This is a genomic window from Leisingera sp. S232, from assembly GCF_049800895.1.
GTDB lineage: Bacteria > Pseudomonadota > Alphaproteobacteria > Rhodobacterales > Rhodobacteraceae > Leisingera.
Map to the genome: position 1 here is coordinate 114,947 of NZ_JBNAFX010000002.1, position 21,195 is coordinate 136,141.

Annotated in this window: 21 protein-coding genes; 13 read left to right on the forward strand and 8 right to left on the reverse strand. The window is 57.7% G+C overall.

Translation table 11 applies throughout. The features are described 5' to 3' along the window. The first annotated feature begins 50 nt into the window (after positions 1-50). Positions 51-578, forward strand: a complete 528-nt coding sequence (locus ACP151_RS02095; RefSeq protein WP_424977192.1) for a L,D-transpeptidase family protein — start codon at positions 51-53, stop codon at positions 576-578. A gap of 99 nt (positions 579-677) precedes the next feature. Here the strand turns inward: ACP151_RS02095 and ACP151_RS02100 are convergent, their stop codons facing one another. Beyond that, positions 678-1,160 carry a CAP domain-containing protein gene (locus ACP151_RS02100; protein ID WP_424977344.1) on the reverse strand — a complete coding sequence of 161 codons (483 nt, stop codon included), beginning with the start codon at positions 1,158-1,160 and terminating at the stop codon, positions 678-680. A gap of 170 nt (positions 1,161-1,330) precedes the next feature. On the opposite strand from ACP151_RS02100, the gene ACP151_RS02105 reads away from it, so the two are divergent. Then, entirely contained in the window at positions 1,331-1,939 is a 609-nt protein-coding gene (locus tag ACP151_RS02105; protein ID WP_424977345.1) for a L,D-transpeptidase, read from the forward strand. A gap of 138 nt (positions 1,940-2,077) precedes the next feature. Beyond that, a complete protein-coding gene (locus tag ACP151_RS02110) occupies positions 2,078-2,260 on the forward strand; it encodes a hypothetical protein (protein ID WP_024092111.1) in 183 nt (60 codons plus the stop codon). Positions 2,261-2,338: 78 nt separating this feature from the next. Here ACP151_RS02110 and ACP151_RS02115 read toward each other — a convergent pair whose 3' ends face one another. The 3 genes from ACP151_RS02115 to ACP151_RS02125 all read right to left on the reverse strand — a co-directional run bounded on the left by ACP151_RS02115 (position 2,339) and on the right by ACP151_RS02125 (position 7,406). After that, positions 2,339-5,347, reverse strand: a complete 3,009-nt coding sequence (locus tag ACP151_RS02115; RefSeq protein ID WP_424977193.1) for an aminotransferase class III-fold pyridoxal phosphate-dependent enzyme — start codon at positions 5,345-5,347, stop codon at positions 2,339-2,341. A gap of 70 nt (positions 5,348-5,417) precedes the next feature. Continuing rightward, a complete protein-coding gene (hemH, locus tag ACP151_RS02120; RefSeq protein ID WP_424977194.1) occupies positions 5,418-6,479 on the reverse strand; it encodes a ferrochelatase in 1,062 nt (353 codons plus the stop codon). A 111-nt stretch (positions 6,480-6,590) separates the two neighbouring features. Further along, positions 6,591-7,406 (reverse strand): methyltransferase domain-containing protein, encoded by an 816-nt coding sequence (locus ACP151_RS02125; RefSeq protein ID WP_424977195.1) that lies wholly within the window; start codon positions 7,404-7,406, stop codon positions 6,591-6,593. A 13-nt stretch (positions 7,407-7,419) separates the two neighbouring features. Here ACP151_RS02125 and ACP151_RS02130 point away from each other — a divergent pair, with 13 nt between their 5' ends. From ACP151_RS02130 to ACP151_RS02145, 4 genes are all read left to right on the forward strand, one after another. Further along, on the forward strand, positions 7,420-8,148 hold the full coding sequence (locus ACP151_RS02130; RefSeq protein ID WP_424977196.1) for a double zinc ribbon domain-containing protein: 729 nt from the start codon (positions 7,420-7,422) through the stop codon (positions 8,146-8,148). Positions 8,149-8,230: 82 nt separating this feature from the next. Next, a complete protein-coding gene (grxC, locus tag ACP151_RS02135) occupies positions 8,231-8,488 on the forward strand; it encodes a glutaredoxin 3 (RefSeq protein WP_424977198.1) in 258 nt (85 codons plus the stop codon). A gap of 15 nt (positions 8,489-8,503) precedes the next feature. Then, positions 8,504-9,334, forward strand: a complete 831-nt coding sequence (locus ACP151_RS02140; RefSeq protein WP_424977199.1) for a carbon-nitrogen hydrolase family protein — start codon at positions 8,504-8,506, stop codon at positions 9,332-9,334. Further along, positions 9,334-9,771: a MarR family winged helix-turn-helix transcriptional regulator gene (locus ACP151_RS02145; RefSeq protein WP_424977201.1), complete on the forward strand. Its 438-nt coding sequence runs from the start codon at positions 9,334-9,336 to the stop codon at positions 9,769-9,771. Before ACP151_RS02140 ends, ACP151_RS02145 begins: the two co-directional genes overlap by 1 nt. A gap of 318 nt (positions 9,772-10,089) precedes the next feature. On the opposite strand, the gene ubiG is transcribed toward ACP151_RS02145, so the two are convergent. Continuing rightward, positions 10,090-10,836 (reverse strand): bifunctional 2-polyprenyl-6-hydroxyphenol methylase/3-demethylubiquinol 3-O-methyltransferase UbiG, encoded by a 747-nt coding sequence (gene ubiG, locus ACP151_RS02150; RefSeq protein ID WP_424977202.1) that lies wholly within the window; start codon positions 10,834-10,836, stop codon positions 10,090-10,092. A 50-nt stretch (positions 10,837-10,886) separates the two neighbouring features. Between ubiG and pip the strand changes: the two genes are divergently transcribed. From pip to infB, 6 genes are all read left to right on the forward strand, one after another. Beyond that, on the forward strand, positions 10,887-11,867 hold the full coding sequence (gene pip / locus ACP151_RS02155; protein WP_424977203.1) for a prolyl aminopeptidase: 981 nt from the start codon (positions 10,887-10,889) through the stop codon (positions 11,865-11,867). Next, complete coding sequence (locus ACP151_RS02160) at positions 11,864-12,709, forward strand: ABC transporter substrate-binding protein (protein ID WP_424977204.1); 846 nt, start codon at positions 11,864-11,866, stop codon at positions 12,707-12,709. The genes pip and ACP151_RS02160 overlap by 4 nt, the downstream gene beginning before the upstream one ends. Before the next feature lie 178 nt (positions 12,710-12,887). Continuing rightward, positions 12,888-13,478, forward strand: a complete 591-nt coding sequence (rimP, locus tag ACP151_RS02165; protein ID WP_424977205.1) for a ribosome maturation factor RimP — start codon at positions 12,888-12,890, stop codon at positions 13,476-13,478. Continuing rightward, complete coding sequence (gene nusA / locus ACP151_RS02170; protein WP_424977206.1) at positions 13,478-15,094, forward strand: transcription termination factor NusA; 1,617 nt, start codon at positions 13,478-13,480, stop codon at positions 15,092-15,094. Before rimP ends, nusA begins: the two co-directional genes overlap by 1 nt. Before the next feature lie 26 nt (positions 15,095-15,120). After that, entirely contained in the window at positions 15,121-15,741 is a 621-nt protein-coding gene (locus ACP151_RS02175) for an RNA-binding protein (RefSeq protein ID WP_424977207.1), read from the forward strand. 8 nt (positions 15,742-15,749) lie between these two features. After that, positions 15,750-18,233: a translation initiation factor IF-2 gene (gene infB / locus ACP151_RS02180; protein WP_424977208.1), complete on the forward strand. Its 2,484-nt coding sequence runs from the start codon at positions 15,750-15,752 to the stop codon at positions 18,231-18,233. A 473-nt stretch (positions 18,234-18,706) separates the two neighbouring features. Here infB and mutT read toward each other — a convergent pair whose 3' ends face one another. The 3 genes from mutT to ACP151_RS02195 are packed head-to-tail and all read right to left on the reverse strand — an operon-like array spanning position 18,707 to position 21,182. Next, complete coding sequence (gene mutT / locus ACP151_RS02185) at positions 18,707-19,105, reverse strand: 8-oxo-dGTP diphosphatase MutT (protein ID WP_424977209.1); 399 nt, start codon at positions 19,103-19,105, stop codon at positions 18,707-18,709. Next, a complete protein-coding gene (gene argJ, locus ACP151_RS02190; protein WP_424977210.1) occupies positions 19,102-20,328 on the reverse strand; it encodes a bifunctional glutamate N-acetyltransferase/amino-acid acetyltransferase ArgJ in 1,227 nt (408 codons plus the stop codon). Before argJ ends, mutT begins: the two co-directional genes overlap by 4 nt. 2 nt (positions 20,329-20,330) lie before the next feature. Further along, positions 20,331-21,182 (reverse strand): peptidylprolyl isomerase, encoded by an 852-nt coding sequence (locus ACP151_RS02195; RefSeq protein WP_424977211.1) that lies wholly within the window; start codon positions 21,180-21,182, stop codon positions 20,331-20,333. Positions 21,183-21,195: the final 13 nt, after the last annotated feature.

Sequence of the window (21,195 nt, forward strand, 5' to 3'; positions counted from 1 at the left end):
GTTTCGCGCTAAAGCCTGTGTAGAGGCAGAAAAAGAATACAGGCTGGAACATGAACAGAAGGGCATTTGGCATCAGTGCGGCCGCTAGCCTGGCGCTGGCGGGCTGCAGTGCGACGTCCGGATCGGTAAACAGATTCAAGAGTTATGACGGCCCACAAGTCACTTCGGTTGTGATCAACAAAGGTGCGCGCAAGATGTACCTGATGCACAACGACGACGTCCTTCGGGAGTATGAGGTCGATCTGGGATTTGCACCACTGGGGCCCAAGCGCTTTGAAGGCGATGGCAAGACTCCGGAAGGCACCTATACTATCGACCGGCGAAACCCGAACAGCCGCTATCATCTGTCGGTTGGGATTTCTTATCCCAACAATCAGGATCGCGCCCGCGCGCGCGCCAAAGGCAAGCGGCCGGGTGGAGAAATCTTTATTCATGGGCAGCCGAACAACCCCAAAGACCGCAAACGCGCGGCCCGGGTTGACGACTGGACAGCAGGCTGCATCGCCGTGACGAATAGTGAGATTGAGGAAATTTACGCGATGGTGAACGATGGCACCACAATCGCGTTGCGGCCCTGATCGGAACTGATGGGCGGGAACTGAAGGTCTGGCGCGGATGCGCTGGACCTGACTGCTGGTGATTTCACGCAGCGCCCTGCTTTTGCACGGCGCTGCAGTTTAATCTGCCATCACCAGTGTCCACCAGATTTTTCCATTCGATTCCTGGAACCAGGAAAAGCCCATGTTCACAGCCTTGGGATCAAGGATCACTGCACGCGTGGCCGGTCTCTCTAACCAGGCAGTCAGGGTTTGCTGTTCGTTTTCGTAGGTTTCGGAAATGTTTTCGCCTAGCAGAGTGCCCGTGTATCCGGCGCGGGCGACCCTATCCAGCGGAGACGATCCGTCTGACCCGAAGTGCCAAGGCCGATTCTGCACGGACATATCGCGCGAATGAGTGGCCGCTGCGGCGGTAAGTTCAGCATTCAGCTGAACGTTTTGGACGCCCGAGGCCTGACGCAGCGCATTGACAGAGTCGAGCATCCGAAGCTGCACCTTGTCAGCATTCCTGATGCGGTAAGTGCTGCCGGACTCCAAAGTCGGCGTACAAGCTGCCACGACCGTAAGAAATGCAGCTGCCATCAGCAAAAACACGCGATTCATAATGCTCTCTCGCTCCATCAGTTGCTGTTGCATTTATCCTTCCTGTGGCAGCTGTGCAAACAGGCCGGCAGAATTATGCAGACTTGACTACCGGATTGATTTGCGACTGCGGCTTTCCAGCCATAAAATGCATCAGACCTTTACCTTGAATGCGCAAGTTGGAATATGTGATGCCCCGAAACTCTTTTGAAGTCTTCAGCCGGAGGCAGTTCCTTGCTGGTGGCGCTGCGTTGATAGGTTCCTCTGCGCTGGCGCAAAGTGACGATGAACAGGCGTTCGATCCTTTGCGGCCGCCGCCCGAACCTGAACCGCCGGTTCAACGAAATATATCGGCGTTCCGTGCCAAGTCTTGGCGGCCCTATTTTGACAATCTTCGCAATGGGGCAATCCTGGTCGATATCGACAGCCGGGCGCTGCATTACTGGTCAGCAAACGAAGGCACCTACAAGCTGTTCCCGTCATCTGTGCCGCTGTCGGACGACCTGACACGCCGCGGTCGCACGCAGGTCGTGCGAAAGGTGGAAGGACCGAGCTGGGCACCGACACCCAACATGCGAAAGCGGAACCCTGAATGGCCGGCCTATATTCCGCCGGGTCCGGACAACCCGCTTGGCACCCATGCGCTGTACCTGGGCTGGAAGTACTATCGAATCCATGGAACCCACGACACGCGCAAGATCGGCCGGAAATCATCGAACGGATGTATTGGCCTCTACAATGAGCATATCGCGGAACTGTTCAGCCTGGCAAAAGTAGGCACACAGGTGTTGCTAATTTGACGACACGCAACAGGGCGCTAGGCTGTTAACTATAACAAGCAATTGCAATCCCGCGTTTTTGCTGGTTAGAAAAAAATACGAGGTAAGTCTTGGGTGCGCGGTTCAGATGTTTGATCCGCGCAAATTCTGGAGGTTAAAATGAAAAAACTCGTTATCGCCGCTGCGCTGACCGCTGCTGCTTCGACTGCCACTGCTGGCAACCTGTCCGAGCCGGTCGTTGAACCGCCGGTCATCGTGGAAGAAGCTCAGGGTTCTTCCAGCGGCATTCTGCTGCCGCTGCTGCTGCTGGTTCTGGTTGGCGCGGCTGTTGCATCGAACTAATTTCGATACACGGTTACAGAAAAGGCGGTGGGAAACCACCGCCTTTTTTGTTGCCCGAAGATGAACCGATGGCGCTCGTCAGGACGCTTCCACTTCCCGAAGAATGCGATCCAGGGTTTTGACAATCATGTCCGTGCCATCTGTATCGATGGTCAGTGGCGGCCGGATTTTTAGAATGTTGTCTTTGGGTCCTTCGCTGCCGATCAGAATCCTGTGGTCTCGCATCCGGTTTTTTACATAGGAACAGATCTCTGTGGCTTGTGAGCCGTCCGGATTGATCAATTCCAGCCCGAGAAACAGCCCCATGCCGCGGACATCGCCGACACAGGTGTATTTCTGCTCAAGCATTTTCAGGCCTTCAATCAGCCGCTTGCCCTGGCTGCGGGCATTCTCCTGCAGGCTCTCGTCATCCACGATATCAAGTACTTCTTTCCCGATCCGGCAGGAGAGAGTTGAGCCGCCGAAGGTTGAAAAGAACTCGATACCGTTGTCAAAACTTTCGGCAATTTCCTTTGTCGTGACAAGAACGCCCAAAGGATGGCCGTTGCCGATCGGTTTGCCCATCACAACGATATCCGGCAGGGCACCCTGATGTTCAAACCCGAAGTAACACTCGCCAAGCCGCCCAAGACCGGTTTGCACTTCATCTGCAATGCAGATACCGCCTGCCGCCCGGATTTTCCTATAAACTGCAGACAGATACCCTTTTGGCGGGATGATCTGGCCGCCAACTGATGGAAAGGTTTCAGCGATAAATCCAGCAACGCCGTGGCCTGCATCTTGAAGTTTAAGGATTGCTGCGTCGACGAGAGCGGCGTATTTTTGCGCCCTGTCCGGGTCATCACGCCGGTATGAACCGCGGTAGTCATCGGCAACTTCGACAAGCTCTACCCAGTCAACTTTGCCGATTCCCTTGGGCTTGTTGAATTTGTAGGCGGAAAGGCTGATCGCGCCGGTTGTATTGCCGTGATAGCCATGGTCCGGTGTCACCATACCCTTCTTCCCGGTATGGGCGCGGGCCAGGCGTAGCGCCAGTTCGTTTGCCTCTGTTCCTGAGTTGACGAAGAAGCAAACCTCGAAATGATCGGGCAGTTTGGACAGCACCTTTTCCGCAAAGGCGGTTTGTGCCGGGTGCAGATATCGGGTGTTGGAGTTCACCCGCTTTAACTGGTCAGCTGCGACGGCCTGGATGCGCGGATGGGCGTGCCCGACATGTGGCACGTTGTTGTAGGCATCCAGATAGGGTCGACCCCATTCATCAAACAAGTGGTGCTTCCAGCCGCGAACGAGCATGACAGGATTGCTGTAAGTCAGGCTGAGGTTGCCGCCGAAATATGCACGGCGCCCGGCCAGGACGTCATCTTTGCGTGTTGGCTGATAGAGAACCTTTTCTGCCGGCAGATTTAGAAGCGCAGCCGGGTTAGGGCAGAGCGCCTGCCACAGGTACATTTCGTCAGGATCGCCAACGCCGGGCCAGTCGGTTTCGATTCCCTCTGTGGTCAGCGCCAGCTGAAAATGAACATGCGGTGCCCAGCCGCCGTTTTGGCTGGGATCGCCAAGGCGGCAGAATTCTTCACCTCTTTCGACCGTATCACCCGGTTTCAAACGGTTCAGAAATTCAGGATCCAGGTGACCGTAAAGGGTGTAGAACGAATCCCCATCCGGTGTTTCATGGCGCAGAATAATTACTCCGCCGTAGTCTAGGTGCCTGCTGCGGTTTTCGGCGGCAATCACTTCGCCCCGCAATGGCGCGAACATCGCCGTGCCCGCTGGTGCAAATGCGTCCACTGCCAGATGCACGGTACGGCGGTTGCTTGCTTTCCACGGTCCTCTGCGAAATGCGGTATCTGTGTAAATCAGTCTGGGTTCGGCATAGTACCCCAGCCAAATACGACCTTCATCCTCAAATTCTTCACCGACTCTGGCGGCTTCTTCCAGGGGCATGTGAAACGGGTTCTGGGGCCAGGTTGAATGTTCTACCGACAGCGATCCCATAGGCGCATCCACCAGATCAGCACCCATCAAAGGTGCAAAACCGCCGCGCTCCTGGTCCAGCCATGCCATGACCCGGTCGGCGCCTTCGACCACCGGCAAGCCGCAGGCGGCACGCAGCCGGGCTTTCACCAATCCGCTGTTCAGTCCATTGCTTTCCAGGAACCGCCAGGCCGGCGCCTGCGAGATGGTCACATAAGGGTCATCCGGGTTGTTTGCAGCCATGAGGGTGGAATTTACGACACTGACCGCCAACCGCATTTGCAGCAGCGGCCAGACCAGGTCCACCTCAGCGGCGGTCAGCGGATATGCCGCGTGGTAGCCTGCAACGATGGACGCAAGCGCTGCCTCCGGTGCCGGGTGATCCAGAACGATATATGCGGCAGCAATTGCCAAGTCACAGACGCGCGGTGCAACGCACATGTCGCCTAAGTCGATCAGACCGGATACCCGGCGTGCTGCGCCGAGTTCACCCGCTACCATAATGTTGTAATCATTGGCATCATTGTGGATGGCTTGTTTGCGAAGTTTTGCCAGAACAGGCTCTAAATGGGAAAACTCTGCGGCAACATCCTGCAGGATTGCGCGGCGCGCGGGGTCGGTGATGCAGAAGAGCTGATCTGTGATCCAGCCCGCCTGCATGAGATTCCATTTGAAGTCGCGTTCGAGGCCTTGGTGATGAAAGTCTGCCAGCGCTCTCGCGGCGTTGCCCAGGACTTGGCCGATTTCATGGATCAGAGCATCTGTTTTCGGTTCAGCCTTGGCATAGCAGCGGCCCGGCAGTTGATTCAGAAGCCAGACCAAACGGTCGCGGCCTTCACCATCCGCTAGTTTCAGCAGGGAGGCGCCGCTGATAGAAACTATCACCCGAGGACATGGCAGGTCTGGTAGCTGTCTGGCGATGTGTTCGAATGCTTTTACTTGCATATCGACCAGCCATTCCTCGCAGCCGGGGCGCATGGCTTTGAGGACATAGCCCTGGCCATCCAAGCCTTTGGCCAGGAAGTTCAGATCGTATTCGCCATCCAGGCGGGTGAGCTCCGCCTCGATACCCCAATGCTCCCAAAGGATTTTGCCCCAATGCGCAAGCGTCATCCAATATCTCCCTGTTTTCCGGCCGGTCCGGAAACTGAATATTGGATACTTTCTGGACTGGGGCGGCGGGTTAGTCCAGCCAGCCTTTCAGGTTCTGCTCGATAACGCCTGCCAGTGCCGCAACGTGATCATCGTCATCATTGAGGCATGGGATATACAGGAAATCCTCGCCACCGGCGTGCTCAAAGCTTTCGCGGATCTCTTCGTTGATCTCTTCCAGGGTCTCGATGCAATCGGCAGAGAAGGCAGGCGCGATCACTGCGATGTTCTTCTTGCCCTCCCTGGCCAGCGTGGCGACGTGATCGACGGTATAGGGTTTCAGCCACTCCTCAGGGCCGAATACCGACTGGAAGGTGGTGGTGATTTCTGTGTCGCCCCAGCCCAGCCGTTCTTTCAGCAGACGCGTCGTCTTCTGGCACTGGCAATGGTATGGGTCGCCCTGCATCAGATAGCGTTTGGGCATTCCGTGATAGGACACCACCAGGATATCCGGACGCTTTTCTGCCTTGGCATAGGACTCTTCAACTGAGCGTGCCAAGGCGTCGATATAGGCGGGTTGGTCGAAATAGGGCTCGATTGTGCGGGCGGCAGGCTGCCAGGGCTCTGCCATCAGCGCGCGAAAGAATTGGTCGTTGGCGGTGCCTGAGGTGGCGCCGGCGTATTGCGGGTAAAGCGGTACAAACAGGATTTTCTGGCAGCCTGCCTCCACCATAGCCCGCACTTTGGACTTGGTCGACGGATTGCCATAGCGCATGCAGAAATCAACCATCACCTGATCGCCGTAACGGGCCTTCATCGCCTCTGCCATCTTGGCGGTCTGGTCTTTGGTGATGGTCATCAGGGGGCTCTCGCCCTGGTCGTGGTTCCAGATCGATTTATAGGCCGCGCCCGACGAAAACGGCCGTTTGGTCAGGATGATCAGCTGCAGCAACGGCTGCCACTTCCAGGCCGGGTAATCGATCACCCGTTTGTCTGACAGGAACTCGCTCAGGTACCGGCGCATCGGCCAGTAGGAGTAATCGTCCGGGGTGCCGAGGTTGGCCAGCAGGATGCCGACCTTCCCGGCCGAAATCTCGGGGTGATCAGCCGGGGCGTGGGAAGGGCATTTGACGGTCCGGGCAGCGTCCAGCATGGGCAGGTCCTGTAGGGCTTGGAATTAGGGGAACGAGTGGAAGTTACTGTCTTTACGGGCGAAAAGCCAATTGGTTCTCATTGGCGCAGTCATAGGTGCAGATTATCGCAATCACAGCTTGGCTTCCGGCACTTTCAGCGCATCGGCCAGCCGCATCTGTGCGGAGCCGGGGCGCAGGGGTTTCTGCTGACTGTCCGAGGGCGACCAGCCGGTGAGGCAAACCAGCTCAAAGGTGGCGGGCAGCCGACCTTTGGCATTGGCGAAATGTTCCCGGTAGATGTGGTCTGCCATCTGAAACAGCGCCCGTGGTGCTGGGCGTTTCAGGCGCTGGGCGAGGGCGTTGGTCTCGCCCATTCCGCGCAGGTCGTGAATCAGGTGGGTCAGATCACGGTATTCGGCGGTAAGCGGCACCAGATCGGCGACCGGCAGGGCGAATCCTGCACGCTGCAACAGGCCGCCCAAGTCGCGGATCTCACCCATCGGGGCTACTCGTGGCGACAAACCGCCCATCACGCTGGTCTCTGCCTCGGCCATTGCGGTGCGCAGCTCGTGCAGGGTTTGACCGCCCAGCAGGATGACAAGCAAAAGCCCGTCTTCCTTCAACGCGCGGCGGCATTGGATCAGCTGGCCGACCGGGTCATTGGCCCAATGCAGGCACATGGCGTGGATCACCACATCATGTGCGCCCTCTTTCAGCGAAAGCACATCGCCATCCGGTACAATAGCAGTCCCGGTCAGGAACCCGTCCCAGACTTCAGGAAAAGGGCAGACCACGGCAGGGGTCGTAAAGGGCCTGTTAACCAAACTCAGGCGATCTTCAACTTCATCCCGCGCCAACTGGTGCAGGAACATAGCATCCGGACTGCGGCGTGAGCGGCGGGCGTTCAGCGTGCGGCGGTCGAAGATCTGCTTGGGTGCTTGTGTCATGAGGGCTATTTAGATGCTGACTGCCCGGATTCAAACTGCTGTTTCTTTGATTTACCCGTCCCGGTGCCTTGGTTGCGGCGGGCTGGTCGAAAGCGACTTTGGATTATGCGCCGTTTGCTGGGGCGAAATGCGCTTTGTCACCGGTACCGTATGTGAAGGCTGCGGAGTTCCCTTGCCGGGGGAAGCTGATGGATTTCGCCAGGAATGCGATAGCTGCCTGCATCATTCGCGGCCCTGGAGCCAGGGGCGGTCTGCGCTGCTGTATGAAGGGCAGGGTCGCAAGCTGGTGCTGGCCCTGAAGCATGGAGACCGCACGGAAATTGCCGGTCCTGCGGGTAATTGGCTGTACCGGGCAGCGCAACCGCTGTTGCAGGGTAATCCGCTTGTTTGTCCGGTGCCGCTGCATTGGACACGGCTTCTGAAACGCAAATACAATCAATCGGCCTTGCTGGCGGAGGTCTTGGCCCGCAAGAGCGGGTTACAACAGTGTCCTGATCTGCTGAGGCGCGTCTGCCGCACACCTGCATTGGAGGGAAAGACCAGGGATCAACGGTACAGTCTTTTGGGCGAGGCTATTAAAATTGGTCCAAACTGGCAGAAAAAAGTCATTGGGCAGACTGTGCTGATTGTGGATGATGTAATGACCTCAGGCGCCACGCTTAGTGCGTGCACTGATGCCTGCCTGAAAGCGGGCGCGCAGGACGTCCGGGTTGCTGTGCTGGCACGGGTCACGCAAGTGTGAGGTAAACCGCCAACCTCTGGCAATTGTTGCAATGAGCCCCCAATTCCTCCAAAACCTTGCAAACCAGATCATGGGGTCCTGAATGAAAACCGTTGAAATTTACACGTCGCCTCTCTGCGGCTTCTGCCACGCGGCCAAGCGCCTGCTGAACCAGAAAGGTGTCAGCTTCTCCGAGATCAACGTGCTGGCACAGCCAGAGCGCAAGGCAGAGATGATCGAGCGCGCCAATGGCGGTCGAACCGTACCGCAAATCTTCATTGGTGAAACCCATGTTGGCGGTTGCGACGATCTTTACGCGCTGGAGCAGGCGGGCAAGCTCGACCCACTGCTGGCGGCCTGAACCCGGAGACCTGATATGCGCACAGCTTTGCTGCAGATGACATCCACCGACGTTCCGGCCGAAAACCTGGAAACGGTCAAGGCGATGATGGCGGAGGCTGCGCGCGGAGGGGCGGGTTTTGTACTGACGCCCGAAGTGACCAATTGCCTTTCCGGCAGCCGTACACACCAGAACGCTGTCCTGTGCCACGAGGAAGACGATCCGGTGCTTACAGCTTTGCGCGAGGAGGCGGCCAAGCACGGTGTCTGGTTGCTGCTGGGTTCGCTGGGCATCAAGACCCACGACGAGGACGGCCGCTTTGCCAACCGGCAATTTCTGATTTCCCCAGAGGGGGAGATCAGGGCGCGCTATGACAAGATCCACATGTTCGATGTGGAGGTCACGCCCGAGGAAACCTACCGTGAATCCGATGGCTACCGTCCGGGCACTCAGGCAGTTGTGGCTGAAACACCTTTCGCCAATATCGGCATGACAATCTGTTATGATGTGCGCTTTCCGCATCTGCACCGGGCCTTGGCCAAGGGCGGCGCACAGATCATCGCTGCCCCGGCGGCTTTCTCCTATGTCACCGGCGCTGGGCATTGGCACGCGTTGCTACGTGCCCGCGCGATCGAAACCGGCTGTTTTGTGCTGGCCCCGGCCCAGACTGGCAAACACCCGGCTTCCCGCGGGCCCAGCCGCAAGACCTATGGCCATTCGTTGGCGGTGGCGCCCTGGGGCGAAGTACTGGCAGATGCCGGTCAGGAACCCGGCGTGACCTTCGTTGATCTCGACCTTGAAAAAATAGCAGAAGCCCGCAAGCGCGTGCCTTCCCTGACCCATGACCGGGAGTTCGACGGACCCTGATGGACGAAACCCATTCCCTGGCAGTATCGCTGTTCAGCGAAATACTTATGGCTGACCAGCTGGCCCGGTCGCGTCTAAGCAAAGTGCTGCCAAAAGGCATGGAGCTGTCGCATTTTTCTGTGTTGAATCATTTGACAAGGGCAGGACTGGAACGTTCGCCTGCACAGCTGGCCAAGGCGTTCCATGTAACACGCGGCGCCATGACAAATACGCTGAACAAACTGGAAGTCGCCGGTTACATCCATGTCCGGCCTGATTGGGAAGATGCCCGGCGAAAAATGGTGGCGATCAGCCCGGCAGGGAAGCAGGCCCGGGATACTGCTTTGGCAGGGATTATTCCGGTAATCTCGGAAGTGGTAGATGAGCTTGGCAGCGACCGGGTCCGCGCAACCTTGCCAATTCTGCGAGAGCTGCGCGGTAAATTGGAGGGAAGCTGATTGGGGCTTCGGTCCGAGGGCGAAGCGGTTGATTCTCAAAGCCAGTTAAAAAAGACGCCCGCGAGCAGGCGCCTTTTTTCACCATCGGTCCAAACACTCCGTGAGTGGCGGTTTCGGAACCTTCTGGCGGAGGTGCCACCATTTCTTCAGTGACAAGCATTCACTCAATTCAAGAGCTTTCGCCCTAGTGATAATACGAAACATTCCAATTTCGCAATTTGATGCTATCAAGCAGGGCGTCTCCGCTAAAGAGCGCAGAAGGATTACCACCTATCCTTAGGGGGAGCTGCGGTATCTCTGCCTGGCTGGATAGTTGTGTCAGGCGGGTTTGATGCTGGAGGTCACATAGTTCACAGACAAATCCCGTTCCGAGATCGACCAGTTCCAAGTGATAGGGTTAAACACGAATCCCTTGCGGTCCACCGGTTTCAGACCGGCTTTGCCCAGCAATTCAAACAACTCATCCGGGGTGATAAACTTGGACCACTCGTGCGTGCCGCGGGGCAGCCAGCGCATGATCACTTCTGCTCCGACAATTGCCACCGCAAAACTCTTGGGATTTCGGTTGATGGTAGAGCAAATTTCGAGGCCGCCGGGTTTCAGCAGTTCTCTGGTGGCCGTCAGATAGCTGAGTGGATCAGCCACGTGCTCTACCACTTCCATGTTCAGAATCACATCGAATTCTTCGCCAGCTTCTGACAGCGCTTCAGCTGTGGTGTGGCGGTAGTCAATCTCCAGTCCGGATTGCTCGGCATGAATACGCGCGACCGGCAAATTGCCTTCAGCCGCGTCGGCACCGACCACTGTTGCGCCAAGCCGTGCCATTGGTTCGCTGAGCAGCCCGCCGCCGCAGCCGATGTCCAACAGACGCAACCCTTCAAACGGGCGCTGTGACCTGAGGTCGCGGCCAAATTCGCCAGCGATCTGGCTGGTGATATAGTCGAGCCTGCACGGATTCAGCATATGCAGAGGTTTGAACTTGCCGTTCGGGTCCCACCACTCTGCCGCCATCGCTTCGAATTTGGCGACTTCCGCAGGGTCGACTGTGGATTGAGGCGCTTGCATTCCTGTCTCCGTGTGCTCTTTTGTAGTCTGACGTTTCACTAAGGTCAGTAATGGATAGATACTCGGACCAAAAGCGCGCTGTGCATTATCTTTATCCGCCGGTTGAGCCTTTTGACCAGCGCATGATCGACGCAGGCCAGGGCCACCGCATCTATGCGGAGCAAAGCGGCAATCCGAACGGAATTCCCGTGATAGTCTGCCATGGCGGACCTGGCGGCGGCAGCAGCCCGGCGATGAGGCGCTATTTTGATCCGCTGGTTTATCGAATCATTCTGTTCGACCAACGCGGATGCGGCCGGTCGCGCCCCTATGCGTCTTGCGAGAATAACACGACCTGGCATCTGGTGGCGGATATGGAATTGATTCGAAGCCAGCTTGGCATCGACTCATGGATTCTGTTCGGCGGCAGTTGGGGAGCCACTTTGGCGCTGATTTATGCGCAGACCCATCCGGACCGGGTGCAGCACATCATTCTGCGCGGTGTCTTCCTGATGACAAACGCTGAGCTGGAGTGGTTTTATGGCGGTGGTGCGGGAAAATTCTGGCCGGAAACCTGGGCCAAGTTCGTTTCCTTGATCCCGGATGCAGAGCGCAGTGACATGATCGCGGCATATCAAAAGCGTCTGTTCTCAGGGAGGCTTGAGGAAGAGGTCCGCTATGGTCGGGCCTGGTCCGCCTGGGAAAATGCGCTGGCCTCCGTGTATTCCAATGGCCAGAGCGGTGAGAGCCCCGGTGACTATGCGCGTGCTTTCGCCCGGCTTGAAAACCATTATTTCAGCAACGGTGGTTTTCTTGACTATGATGGTCAGATTCTTGCCAACATGGGGCGGATTTCCCACATCCCGGGGGTTATTGTGCAAGGCCGCTATGACATGATTTGCCCGCCGTCTTCGGCCTGGCGCCTGAACGAACTGTGGCCAAATGCAGAGTTGATGATGGTGCGCAATGCCGGCCATGCTCTGTCTGAGCCGGGAATCAGCGCCGAGCTGGTCCGGGCGATGGACCGGATTGCAGGAGAGCTTGTGCCATGACGCGCATCGACCGCCGTGCGCTGTTTACCTCAGGTGCTGCTGCTGCCTTGCTGGCGGCGGCGGGCGGTTCGGTCAATGCATCACCTAAAACTGGAGGTGTGCTGCGTGTGGCGGTGCCGCGCGAAGGCGGCATGTTGGAACAGGCCGCCCGAGGCGCAGTTTATGACCGCCTGACAGAAATTTCATCAGACGGTCTGTTGCGCGGTGAATTGGCTGTCAGCTGGACATCGGCGCCGGATGCACGCACCTGGACCTTTGACCTGCGCGAGGATGCGGTTTTCCATGAGGGCACGCAGCTGACAGCAGAGCATGTGGTTGCATCCTTGACTGTGCTGGGAGTTGAAGGCGCAGATCTCAGAACTGCAACGGCTCTGGGCAGTCATCAGCTTTTGCTGGAACTGGTGGAACCGAACCCGCACCTGCCGTATCTGCTTGCCGATGCGGGTCAGCTGGTCTCCTTGGATGGTGCTCTGCCTGTTTCGCTTTCTGATGCGGTTGGAACAGGCTGTTACCGCGTTGCAAGCGCACAGGAAGGCCGACATTTCCGAGCCTCGCGGGTGGCTGGTCATTACAAGGCCGGCACCGCGGGTTGGGTCGATACGGTAGAGATCACTGTCATCCCTGATGCCTCTGTCCGTGCTGAGGCACTACGCGACGGCTATGTTGATGTGGCCGCGTTGCCGGAACCGTGCGGATTGCTGCAGCGAGGCAAGTTCCTGTATCACCCGTCTTCCAGAGACATGGCTCTGGCCGCCCGGCACGACGTCGGCATCCCGCGTACAGTGGGACAGCGGGTGCCGCTTGACGATGGCCGCATTGCAGAACGCTGGTGGCGGGGATAGTGCCGGTTTAGGGCCGCGGGAACTCAAGCCTTGCAGTTTCTCTGAATCCCCCCTATATGCCTTTGACAACAGCGGCGCGTTGAACCTCTGGCTCAAGGCTCCACCGGGAATATCAACGGGCCGCGCGCCCGTTTTTTTGTGTTTGCAGGCCTGCCTGCTCGCTCCAAGTGGAGGTCTGATGACCAACGACCTGATTGCCAAAGCCGCCATCGACCGGCGCCTGGCCGAGATCGTCTCTCCGGTGATCGAGGATCTGGGATATGAGCTGGTGCGAATCCGGCTGATGTCTGGCAAGACGACAACGCTGCAGATCATGGCCGACAAGCCGGATGGCGGTATCGAGGTGGATGATTGCGCTGCGATTTCGAACGCGGTCAGCGCGACCCTGGATGTCGAAGATCCGATCATTGATGCCTATGCGCTGGAAGTGTCGAGCCCGGGAATTGACCGCCCGCTGACCCGGCTGAAAGATTTCGATATGTTCGAAGGCTATGAAGCCAAGCTCGAAACCGAAGAACTGGTCGGCGGCCGCCGCCGTTTCAAGGGTGAACTGGCGGGTACTGAAGACGATGAGGTTCTGATCAACATCGAGGATCAGGGCCAACCCGTGACCATTGGTCTGAAATTCGACTGGCTGACTGACGCCAAGCTGGTCCTGACCGATGAGCTGATCAAGGAAATGCTGCGCCAGCGCAAAGAGGCCGGCACGCTGAACGAAGACGCATTCGACGAAATCGAGACCGAAGAGTCTGACGAGGAGAACAAGTAATGGCGATCACCTCTGCAAACCAGCTGGAGCTGTTGCAAACCGCTGAGGCCGTGGCACGTGAAAAGATGATCGACCCCGGTCTGGTCATTGAGGCGATGGAAGAAAGCCTCGCCCGCGCCGCCAAAAGCCGCTATGGCGCCGAAATGGACATCCGCGTGTCGATCGACCGCAAGACCGGCCGTGCCACCTTTACCCGCGTGCGCACCGTGGTTGCCGATGACGAGCTGGAAAATTACCAGGCAGAATTGACCGTTGACCAGGCGCGCCAGTACATGGCCGACCCGGCAGTGGGTCAAACCTATGTCGAGGAAGTGCCGCCGGTAGAGATGGGCCGGATTGCCGCCCAGTCGGCCAAGCAGGTGATTCTGCAGAAAGTCCGCGAAGCTGAGCGTGACCGCCAGTACGAGGAATTCAAGGACCGCGCCGGCACCATCATCAACGGTCTGGTCAAGCGCGAAGAATACGGCAATGTCATCGTCGACGTGGGTGCCGGCGAAGCCATTCTGCGCCGCAACGAAAAGATCGGCCGCGAAAGCTATCGTCCGAACGACCGTGTGCGCTGCTATATCAAAGATGTGCGCCGCGAACAGCGTGGGCCCCAGATCTTCCTGTCGCGTACAGCGCCTGAGTTCATGGCTGAGCTGTTCAAGATGGAAGTGCCGGAAATCTACGATGGCGTCATCGAAATCAAGGCGGTTGCCCGCGATCCCGGCTCGCGCGCCAAAATCGCTGTGATTTCCTATGATGGTTCGATCGACCCGGTCGGTGCCTGTGTGGGTATGCGCGGCTCCCGCGTGCAGGCCGTTGTGAACGAGCTGCAGGGCGAGAAGATCGACATCATCCCGTGGAACGAAGATCAGCCGACATTCCTGGTGAACGCGCTGCAACCCGCCGAGGTTTCCAAAGTTGTTCTGGATGAAGAAGCCGGCAAGATCGAAGTTGTGGTGCCGGAAGAACAGCTGAGCCTGGCCATCGGCCGTCGCGGGCAAAACGTGCGTCTGGCGTCGCAGCTGACAAGCCTCGACATTGATATCATGACCGAGGAAGAGGAATCAGCCCGCCGCCAGAAAGAGTTTGAAGCACGCACCAAACTGTTCATGGAAACCCTGGATCTGGATGAATTCTTTGCCCAGCTTCTGGTCTCCGAAGGCTTCACCAACCTGGAAGAAGTCGCCTATGTCGAACTGAGTGAACTGCTGGTCATCGACGGTGTCGATGAAGGTACCGCTGAGGAATTGCAGGCACGCGCCCGTGATTACCTGGAAGCACAGGCAAAGGCCGCGCTGGATGCGGCACGCGCGCTGGGTGCCGAAGACAGCCTGATCCAGTTTGAAGGCCTGACATCGCAGATGGTGGAAGCGCTGGCCAAGGACGACGTGAAATCGCTGGAAGACTTTGCCACCTGCGCTGACTGGGAACTGGCTGGCGGCTGGACCAATGACGGCGGCGAACGCGTGAAGGATGACGGTATTCTGGAGCCGTTCGGCATGTCGCTGGAAGAGGCGCAGGATATGGTGATGACTGCCCGCATTATGCTGGGCTGGGTTGATCCGGCAGAGCTGGAAGCTGAAGAAGCAGACAGCGAAGAGGCTGGCGAAGAAGAAAGCGAAGCCTGATTCCAGGTTTCGCATAGGAGAGCTGAATGACACGCGGCGGCGCCACAAAAGACCGGAACGGCGAGAGCGAGCGCAAATGCATCGCGACTGGCGAGATCCAGCCCAAAGAGGGACTCATCCGTTTTGTGATGGGTCCCGACGGTCAGGTCGTGCCTGATGTAATGGGTAAGCTGCCGGGCCGTGGGGTCTATGTAGCCTCCACCCGCGAGGCGCTGGAAACTGCAGTCAAAAAGAAACTGTTTGCCCGCGGCTTCAAGGCTCAGGTCCAGCTGCCGGACGAATTGCCGCAAGAAGTCGAGCGGCAGGTGGTCCGCCGTCTGGTCGAGCTGCTCAGCCTGGCGCGCAAATCCGGTGATGCAGTGGCCGGTTTTGAAAAGGTTAAGGATTGGCTCTACAAAGAGGACGCAAAGATCCTGATCCAGGCCTCCGATGGTTCCGGGCGCGGAAAATCGAAGCTGAGCACGCCCTATAAGGGCAAATTTATCGGCTGCCTTACGGCGGACGAGCTGGGAATGGCATTTGGGCGCCAAACTGTGATACATGCCGCTGTCGCCTCTGGCGGACTCAGCAAACGTGTTGTAGATGAGGCGCAACGACTGCAAGGTTTGCGCGAAATGGTGGGCGGCAACGGCCGCACAGAAGGATAAAGAGCTTTATGAGCGATAGTGACGGCAAAAAGACACTGGGTCTGCGTGGGAGTTCCCGTCCGGGGAACGTGAAACAAAGTTTCAGCCATGGACGGACCAAGAATGTCGTGGTGGAAACCAAGCGCAAGCGCGTTGTGGTTCCCAAGCCGGGTGCGGCCAAGGGCGGCAGCGGAGCTGCTCCGGTCGGCTCAGGGTCCCGCCGGCCTGCCGGTATCAGTGATGCGGAGATGGAGCGCCGGCTGAAGGCGCTGCAGGCTGCCAAGGCCCGTGAAGCCGAGGAAGCTGCCAATCGCGAAGCTGAGGAAAAAGCCCGCGAGGAAGAACGCGCCCGTCGCCGTGCCGAAGCAGAAGCCAAGGAACGCGAGCAGCGTGAAGCCGAAGAACGTGCGCGCCAGAAGGCTGAAGAAGAAGAACGTAAGCAGCGTGAAGCTGAAGTGGCCAAGGAGCGCGCAGCAGCTGCTGCCGCAGCACCTGCCGCCGCCGAAGCTCCGCGGCCGGCACGCCCTGCACCAAACAAGCCTGCGCCTGCGTCGACGCCCCGCAAAGCGGATCGCGAACGGGACCAGCGCCGCGGCAAGGGTCAGGATGATGGCCGCCGTTCGGGCAAGCTGACCCTGGGTCAAGCCACCGGTGGCGGCGGCAACCGGCAGCGGTCCATGGCATCTATGAAGCGCAAGCAGGAGCGCGCGCGTCAAAAGGCGATGGGTGCTCAGATTGAGCGTGAAAAGATCATCCGCGACGTGCAGCTGCCGGAAACCATTGTGGTTTCAGAGCTGGCGAACCGTATGGCCGAGCGTGTTGGCGAAGTTGTCAAATCGCTGATGAACATGGGCATGATGGTCACTCAGAACCAGACCATCGACGCAGATACTGCCGAAGTGATCATCGAAGAATTCGGCCACAAGGTTGTCCGGGTTTCCGATTCTGACGTCGAAGACGTGATCAAAGAGGTGGAAGACAAGGACGAGGACCTGCAGGGCCGTCCGCCGGTCATCACCATCATGGGCCACGTTGACCACGGCAAGACCTCGATCCTGGATGCGATCCGCAACGCCCGCGTTGTGGCTGGCGAGGCTGGCGGCATCACCCAGCACATCGGCGCCTATCAGGTTAAGACCGAAAGCGGCACCACGCTCAGCTTCCTTGATACGCCGGGCCACGCGGCCTTTACTTCGATGCGCTCGCGCGGTGCTCAGGTAACCGATATCGTGGTTCTGGTTGTGGCGGCTGACGATGCGGTCATGCCGCAGACCATCGAAGCGATCAACCACGCCAAGGCGGCCGAAGTGCCGATGATCGTGGCGATCAACAAATGCGACAAGCCGGCCGCCGATCCGAACAAGGTGCGCACCGATCTGCTGCAGCACGAGGTGATCGTGGAGCAGATGTCTGGTGAAGTGCAGGACGTTGAAGTCTCCGCACATACTGGTCAGGGCCTGGATGAACTGCTGGAAGCCATTGCGCTGCAGGCGGAGATTCTGGAGCTGAAGGCCAATCCGAACCGCGCGGCACAGGGTGCCGTGATCGAGGCGCAGCTGGACGTGGGCCGCGGCCCGGTCGCTACGGTTCTTGTTCAGAACGGTACCCTGCGCCAGGGCGATATCTTTGTTGTGGGTGAGCAGTACGGCAAGGTCCGCGCGCTGATCAACGACAAAGGTGAGCGAGTGCAGGAAGCCGGTCCCTCGGTTCCGGTGGAGGTTCTTGGTCTCAACGGTACGCCCGAAGCAGGTGACGTTCTGAATGTGACCGAAACTGACGCGCAAGCACGTGAAATCGCTGCTTATCGTGAGCATGCTGCCAAAGACAAGCGCGCCGCTGCAGGTGCCGCAACCACGCTTGAACAGCTGATGGCCAAGGCCAAGGAAGACGAAAATGTCTCCGAGCTGCCGATCCTGGTCAAAGCTGACGTGCAAGGTTCTGCTGAAGCCATCGTTCAGGCGATGGAAAAAATCGGCAACGATGAAGTGCGCGTGCGCGTGCTGCATTCGGGGGTCGGTGCGATCACTGAAACCGATGTTGGCCTGGCGGAAGCTTCCGGTGCGCCGATCATGGGCTTTAACGTCCGTGCCAATGCCTCGGCCCGTAACACTGCCAATCAGAAGGGCGTCGAGATCCGTTACTATTCGGTGATCTATGATTTGGTGGATGACGTGAAAGCAGCGGCCTCGGGTCTGCTGTCGGCTGAAATCCGCGAGAACTTCATCGGGTACGCGCAGATCAAGGAAGTCTTCAAAGTCACCGGCGTTGGCAAGGTTGCCGGCTGTCTGGTCACCGAAGGCGTTGCCCGCCGCTCGGCTGGCGTACGCCTGCTGCGCGACAACGTGGTGATCCACGAAGGCACGCTGAAGACCCTGAAGCGCTTCAAGGACGAAGTGGCCGAAGTTCAGTCCGGTCAGGAATGTGGTATGGCGTTTGAAAACTACGACGATGTCCGTCCCAACGATGTGATCGAGATCTTCGAGCGCGAAGAAGTCACCCGCACACTCGACTGATACGCGTTTGACCTGAAGTAAGTAGGAGCCCCGGTTGAAAAGCCGGGGCTTTTCTTTTGGATCACTTGTCGAGTTCTGAACTTTCTTGGTCTTTTGAGGAAGGTGCTGCCGCTTTAAGTGACATGAAAAGGGCAGCCGCTGCGGCTGCCCTTTTCATTTCGGATTTGCGTGAGTGGTGTTTCAGGCGGTCGGCGTTACCGGGTGGCCCTTGTAAGTCTTTTTACCGACCCGCACTGAAATTTTCCCGTCAGGGAATGCCTGTATGAAGATGCCCTGGACCAATGAAAAACTTCCAACCTCTATTGTCTTTAGCATGGCTGTCTCCTGACCCTTTTCTTGCTGGGTATTGGGTTGGGTTGCCATAACAGGGTTGTTCAAATTGGTTAATAAATGGTTCAACCTTCAGGTGGAGAAGCAATAAATGGCAAGAAAACCTTGAAAGTCTGACCCGGAGAAGCTCAGGCGAGAGGCTGTCAGAGCCAATCTCTGAGGATCGGGATCAATGGGATATCTGCTGGCGGCATTGGGAAATCACGCAAATCCTGCGGACGGGCCCATTTCAAAGTTTGTCCTTCCTTTCCTTGCGGGATGCCTTCCCATTTGCGGCAGGCAAACAAGGGCATCAGCAAGTGGAATTCTTCGTAACTGTGGCTGGCAAAGGTCAGCGGGGCAAGGCAGGACGCCCAGGTGTTAATGCCCAGCTCCTCATACAGCTCGCGGATCAACGCTGCCTCAGGTGTTTCGCCGGGTTCGATTTTGCCGCCTGGAAACTCCCAGAGACCGGCCATGGATTTTCCTTCCGGCCGTTGCGCGAGCAATACTCTTCCGTCTGCGTCGATGAGAGCAACGGCTGAAACCAGAACTGTCTTCATGATCTGTAGTCCGCGTTTATTGAAATGTACTGATGTGTCAGGTCACAAGTCCAAACGGTCGATGCACCGCTTCCCAGGCCCAGATCTACCTTGATGGTGATCTCCTGTTTCTTCATCTCAGCTGCGCCCAGTTCCTCTTTGTAGTCAGGAGAGACCCAGCCTTTTTCAGCTACCAAAACATCGCCAAAGGAGATCGAAAGCAAATCCCGGTCCGCATCGGCACCAGATTTCCCGATCGCCATTACAACACGGCCCCAGTTCGGGTCTTCACCAGCAATTGCGGTCTTTACCAGCGGAGAATTGGCAATTGCCATACCGTGTGTCTTGGCATCTGCATCTGACGCCGCACCCGTTACCTGAATTTCCACAAACTTGGTTGCGCCTTCACCGTCACGCACCACCTGATGCGAGAGATCTAGCATGACCCGTTCTAAACCGGCGGCAAACGCCTCGCTGCCGGTTGCATCAACACCTGAGGCACCAGTGGCGCATAGCATCAGGCTGTCTGAGGTAGAGGTATCGCTGTCAACTGTGATGCAGTTGAAGCTCCGGTCGCAGATTTCCGCGAGTTGGGCTTGGAGGGCGCCCTGCTCAACCTTTGCATCTGTGAAGATGTAAACCAGCATAGTTGCCATGTCGGGTGCTATCATGCCCGACCCTTTGGCGATTCCTGCAATCTTGACCGTTTCTTCACCGATCCTGATTGTGGCGCTGGACCCTTTGGCAAAGGTATCTGTGGTCATGATGGCTTTGGCAGCTTCTTCCAGAGCTCCTTCATCCAGGGTGCTGTCCAACTCTTTGATCTTGGTGACAATTCTGTCATGGGGCAGAGGTTCACCGATCACACCCGTTGAGGCTGTAAAGACCCGTTCCAGAGGAAGGTTCGTCTGAGCAGCCACTGCCGTAACAATCTCCGCAACGGAAGTTTGGCCGTAGTGTCCTGTGAAGGCGTTGGAATTGCCCGAATTCACAAGGATTGCAGCGCCTGTGTCCGTGGCAGTGCCCAGCTTGGCCTGGCAATCGCGCACCGGAGCCGAACGGGTTTTGGATCTGGTAAAGACGCCGGCAACCGAGGTTCCCGGGTCCATAACTGCCAGCATAACGTCTGTACGGCCCTGGTACTTAACGCCGGCAGCTGCAGCAGCAAAGCGCACCCCCTTGATGACCGGAAGATCAGGGAAGGCGGCAGGCGCCAGCGGTGAAACAGGCATGGGTTCGGCCATCATCAGTTCCTTACCAGGCTGAGATCTTTAAGAATGGCAGGGTCCAGGTCTTCAATTTCGGGCCGTTCGATTTTTGCGGATGCTGTCAATTCGCTCACCCGTTCTTCCACGGCCTTTTGCCGAAGTTCGCCGGCAATTTCTGCCCGGACTTCTTCGAATTCAGGCGCTTCCGTCTTGCGGCGCTCGTTCAGCAAAATGATGTGCCAGCCAAATTGTGTTTGAACCGGGTCGGATACATCACCAGAGTTGAGCTTGAGGACTGCCTGTTCAAACTCCGGCACCATGCGGCCGGTGGTGAACCAGCCAAGATCACCGCCACTAGGACCGGAAGGGCCTGTCGAACGTTCTTTGGCCAGGATGGCAAAATCGGCGCCTGCATCGAGCTCCGCCTTGACGTCCAGTGCGTCTTCTTCCGTTTCGACCAGAATATGGGCGGCATGGAATTCATCGCCACCTTCGCCGGTCGAGTATTTTTCATCGTAGGCCGCGCGCAGTTTGTCCTCGCCGCTGGCCTTGTTCATCACCATTTCGATCACATCTGCTGCCAGCATAGCGCGCTCTTCGTTTTCAACCGAAAGCGCGACGTAATGCGGCACTTCGCCATGCAGCTGCTGCTTCAGTGCGGTCTGCTGGATCAGCTGGTCCAGGATCGCATTGTAAAGGACCTCATCGGGCAGTTCCTTGTACTGCTCCGGCAGATTTTCGCGGGCCATGACCATATGACCGATGGTGATCTCTTCACCGTTTACCGAAGCAACCACTGTGTTGGCATGCGGTGCAGCGGCTGCGGCCAGCGGCAGCGCAGTCATGGCAGCTACCGCCATACCGCGCAGAAATGTGAGACCTTTACGCATTGAAACCTTCCTA

Excerpts from the sequence above, each read along its gene's own strand:
- argJ (WP_424977210.1), bottom strand. The coding sequence starts at position 20,328 with ATGGCCGAACCCATGCCTGTTTCACCGCTGGCGCCTGCCGCCTTCCCT.
- nusA (WP_424977206.1), top strand. The coding sequence starts at position 13,478 with ATGGCGATCACCTCTGCAAACCAGCTGGAGCTGTTGCAAACCGCTGAG.
- ACP151_RS02105 (WP_424977345.1), top strand. The coding sequence starts at position 1,331 with ATGCCCCGAAACTCTTTTGAAGTCTTCAGCCGGAGGCAGTTCCTTGCT.
- infB (WP_424977208.1), top strand. The coding sequence starts at position 15,750 with ATGAGCGATAGTGACGGCAAAAAGACACTGGGTCTGCGTGGGAGTTCC.
- mutT (WP_424977209.1), bottom strand. The coding sequence starts at position 19,105 with ATGAAGACAGTTCTGGTTTCAGCCGTTGCTCTCATCGACGCAGACGGA.
- grxC (WP_424977198.1), top strand. The coding sequence starts at position 8,231 with ATGAAAACCGTTGAAATTTACACGTCGCCTCTCTGCGGCTTCTGCCAC.
- rimP (WP_424977205.1), top strand. The coding sequence starts at position 12,888 with ATGACCAACGACCTGATTGCCAAAGCCGCCATCGACCGGCGCCTGGCC.
- hemH (WP_424977194.1), bottom strand. The coding sequence starts at position 6,479 with ATGCTGGACGCTGCCCGGACCGTCAAATGCCCTTCCCACGCCCCGGCT.
- pip (WP_424977203.1), top strand. The coding sequence starts at position 10,887 with ATGGATAGATACTCGGACCAAAAGCGCGCTGTGCATTATCTTTATCCG.
- ACP151_RS02100 (WP_424977344.1), bottom strand. The coding sequence starts at position 1,160 with ATGAATCGCGTGTTTTTGCTGATGGCAGCTGCATTTCTTACGGTCGTG.
- ubiG (WP_424977202.1), bottom strand. The coding sequence starts at position 10,836 with ATGCAAGCGCCTCAATCCACAGTCGACCCTGCGGAAGTCGCCAAATTC.
- ACP151_RS02130 (WP_424977196.1), top strand. The coding sequence starts at position 7,420 with ATGCTGACTGCCCGGATTCAAACTGCTGTTTCTTTGATTTACCCGTCC.
- ACP151_RS02145 (WP_424977201.1), top strand. The coding sequence starts at position 9,334 with ATGGACGAAACCCATTCCCTGGCAGTATCGCTGTTCAGCGAAATACTT.
- ACP151_RS02175 (WP_424977207.1), top strand. The coding sequence starts at position 15,121 with ATGACACGCGGCGGCGCCACAAAAGACCGGAACGGCGAGAGCGAGCGC.
- ACP151_RS02095 (WP_424977192.1), top strand. The coding sequence starts at position 51 with ATGAACAGAAGGGCATTTGGCATCAGTGCGGCCGCTAGCCTGGCGCTG.
- ACP151_RS02110 (WP_024092111.1), top strand. The coding sequence starts at position 2,078 with ATGAAAAAACTCGTTATCGCCGCTGCGCTGACCGCTGCTGCTTCGACT.
- ACP151_RS02195 (WP_424977211.1), bottom strand. The coding sequence starts at position 21,182 with ATGCGTAAAGGTCTCACATTTCTGCGCGGTATGGCGGTAGCTGCCATG.
- ACP151_RS02125 (WP_424977195.1), bottom strand. The coding sequence starts at position 7,406 with ATGACACAAGCACCCAAGCAGATCTTCGACCGCCGCACGCTGAACGCC.
- ACP151_RS02140 (WP_424977199.1), top strand. The coding sequence starts at position 8,504 with ATGCGCACAGCTTTGCTGCAGATGACATCCACCGACGTTCCGGCCGAA.
- ACP151_RS02160 (WP_424977204.1), top strand. The coding sequence starts at position 11,864 with ATGACGCGCATCGACCGCCGTGCGCTGTTTACCTCAGGTGCTGCTGCT.
- ACP151_RS02115 (WP_424977193.1), bottom strand. The coding sequence starts at position 5,347 with ATGACGCTTGCGCATTGGGGCAAAATCCTTTGGGAGCATTGGGGTATC.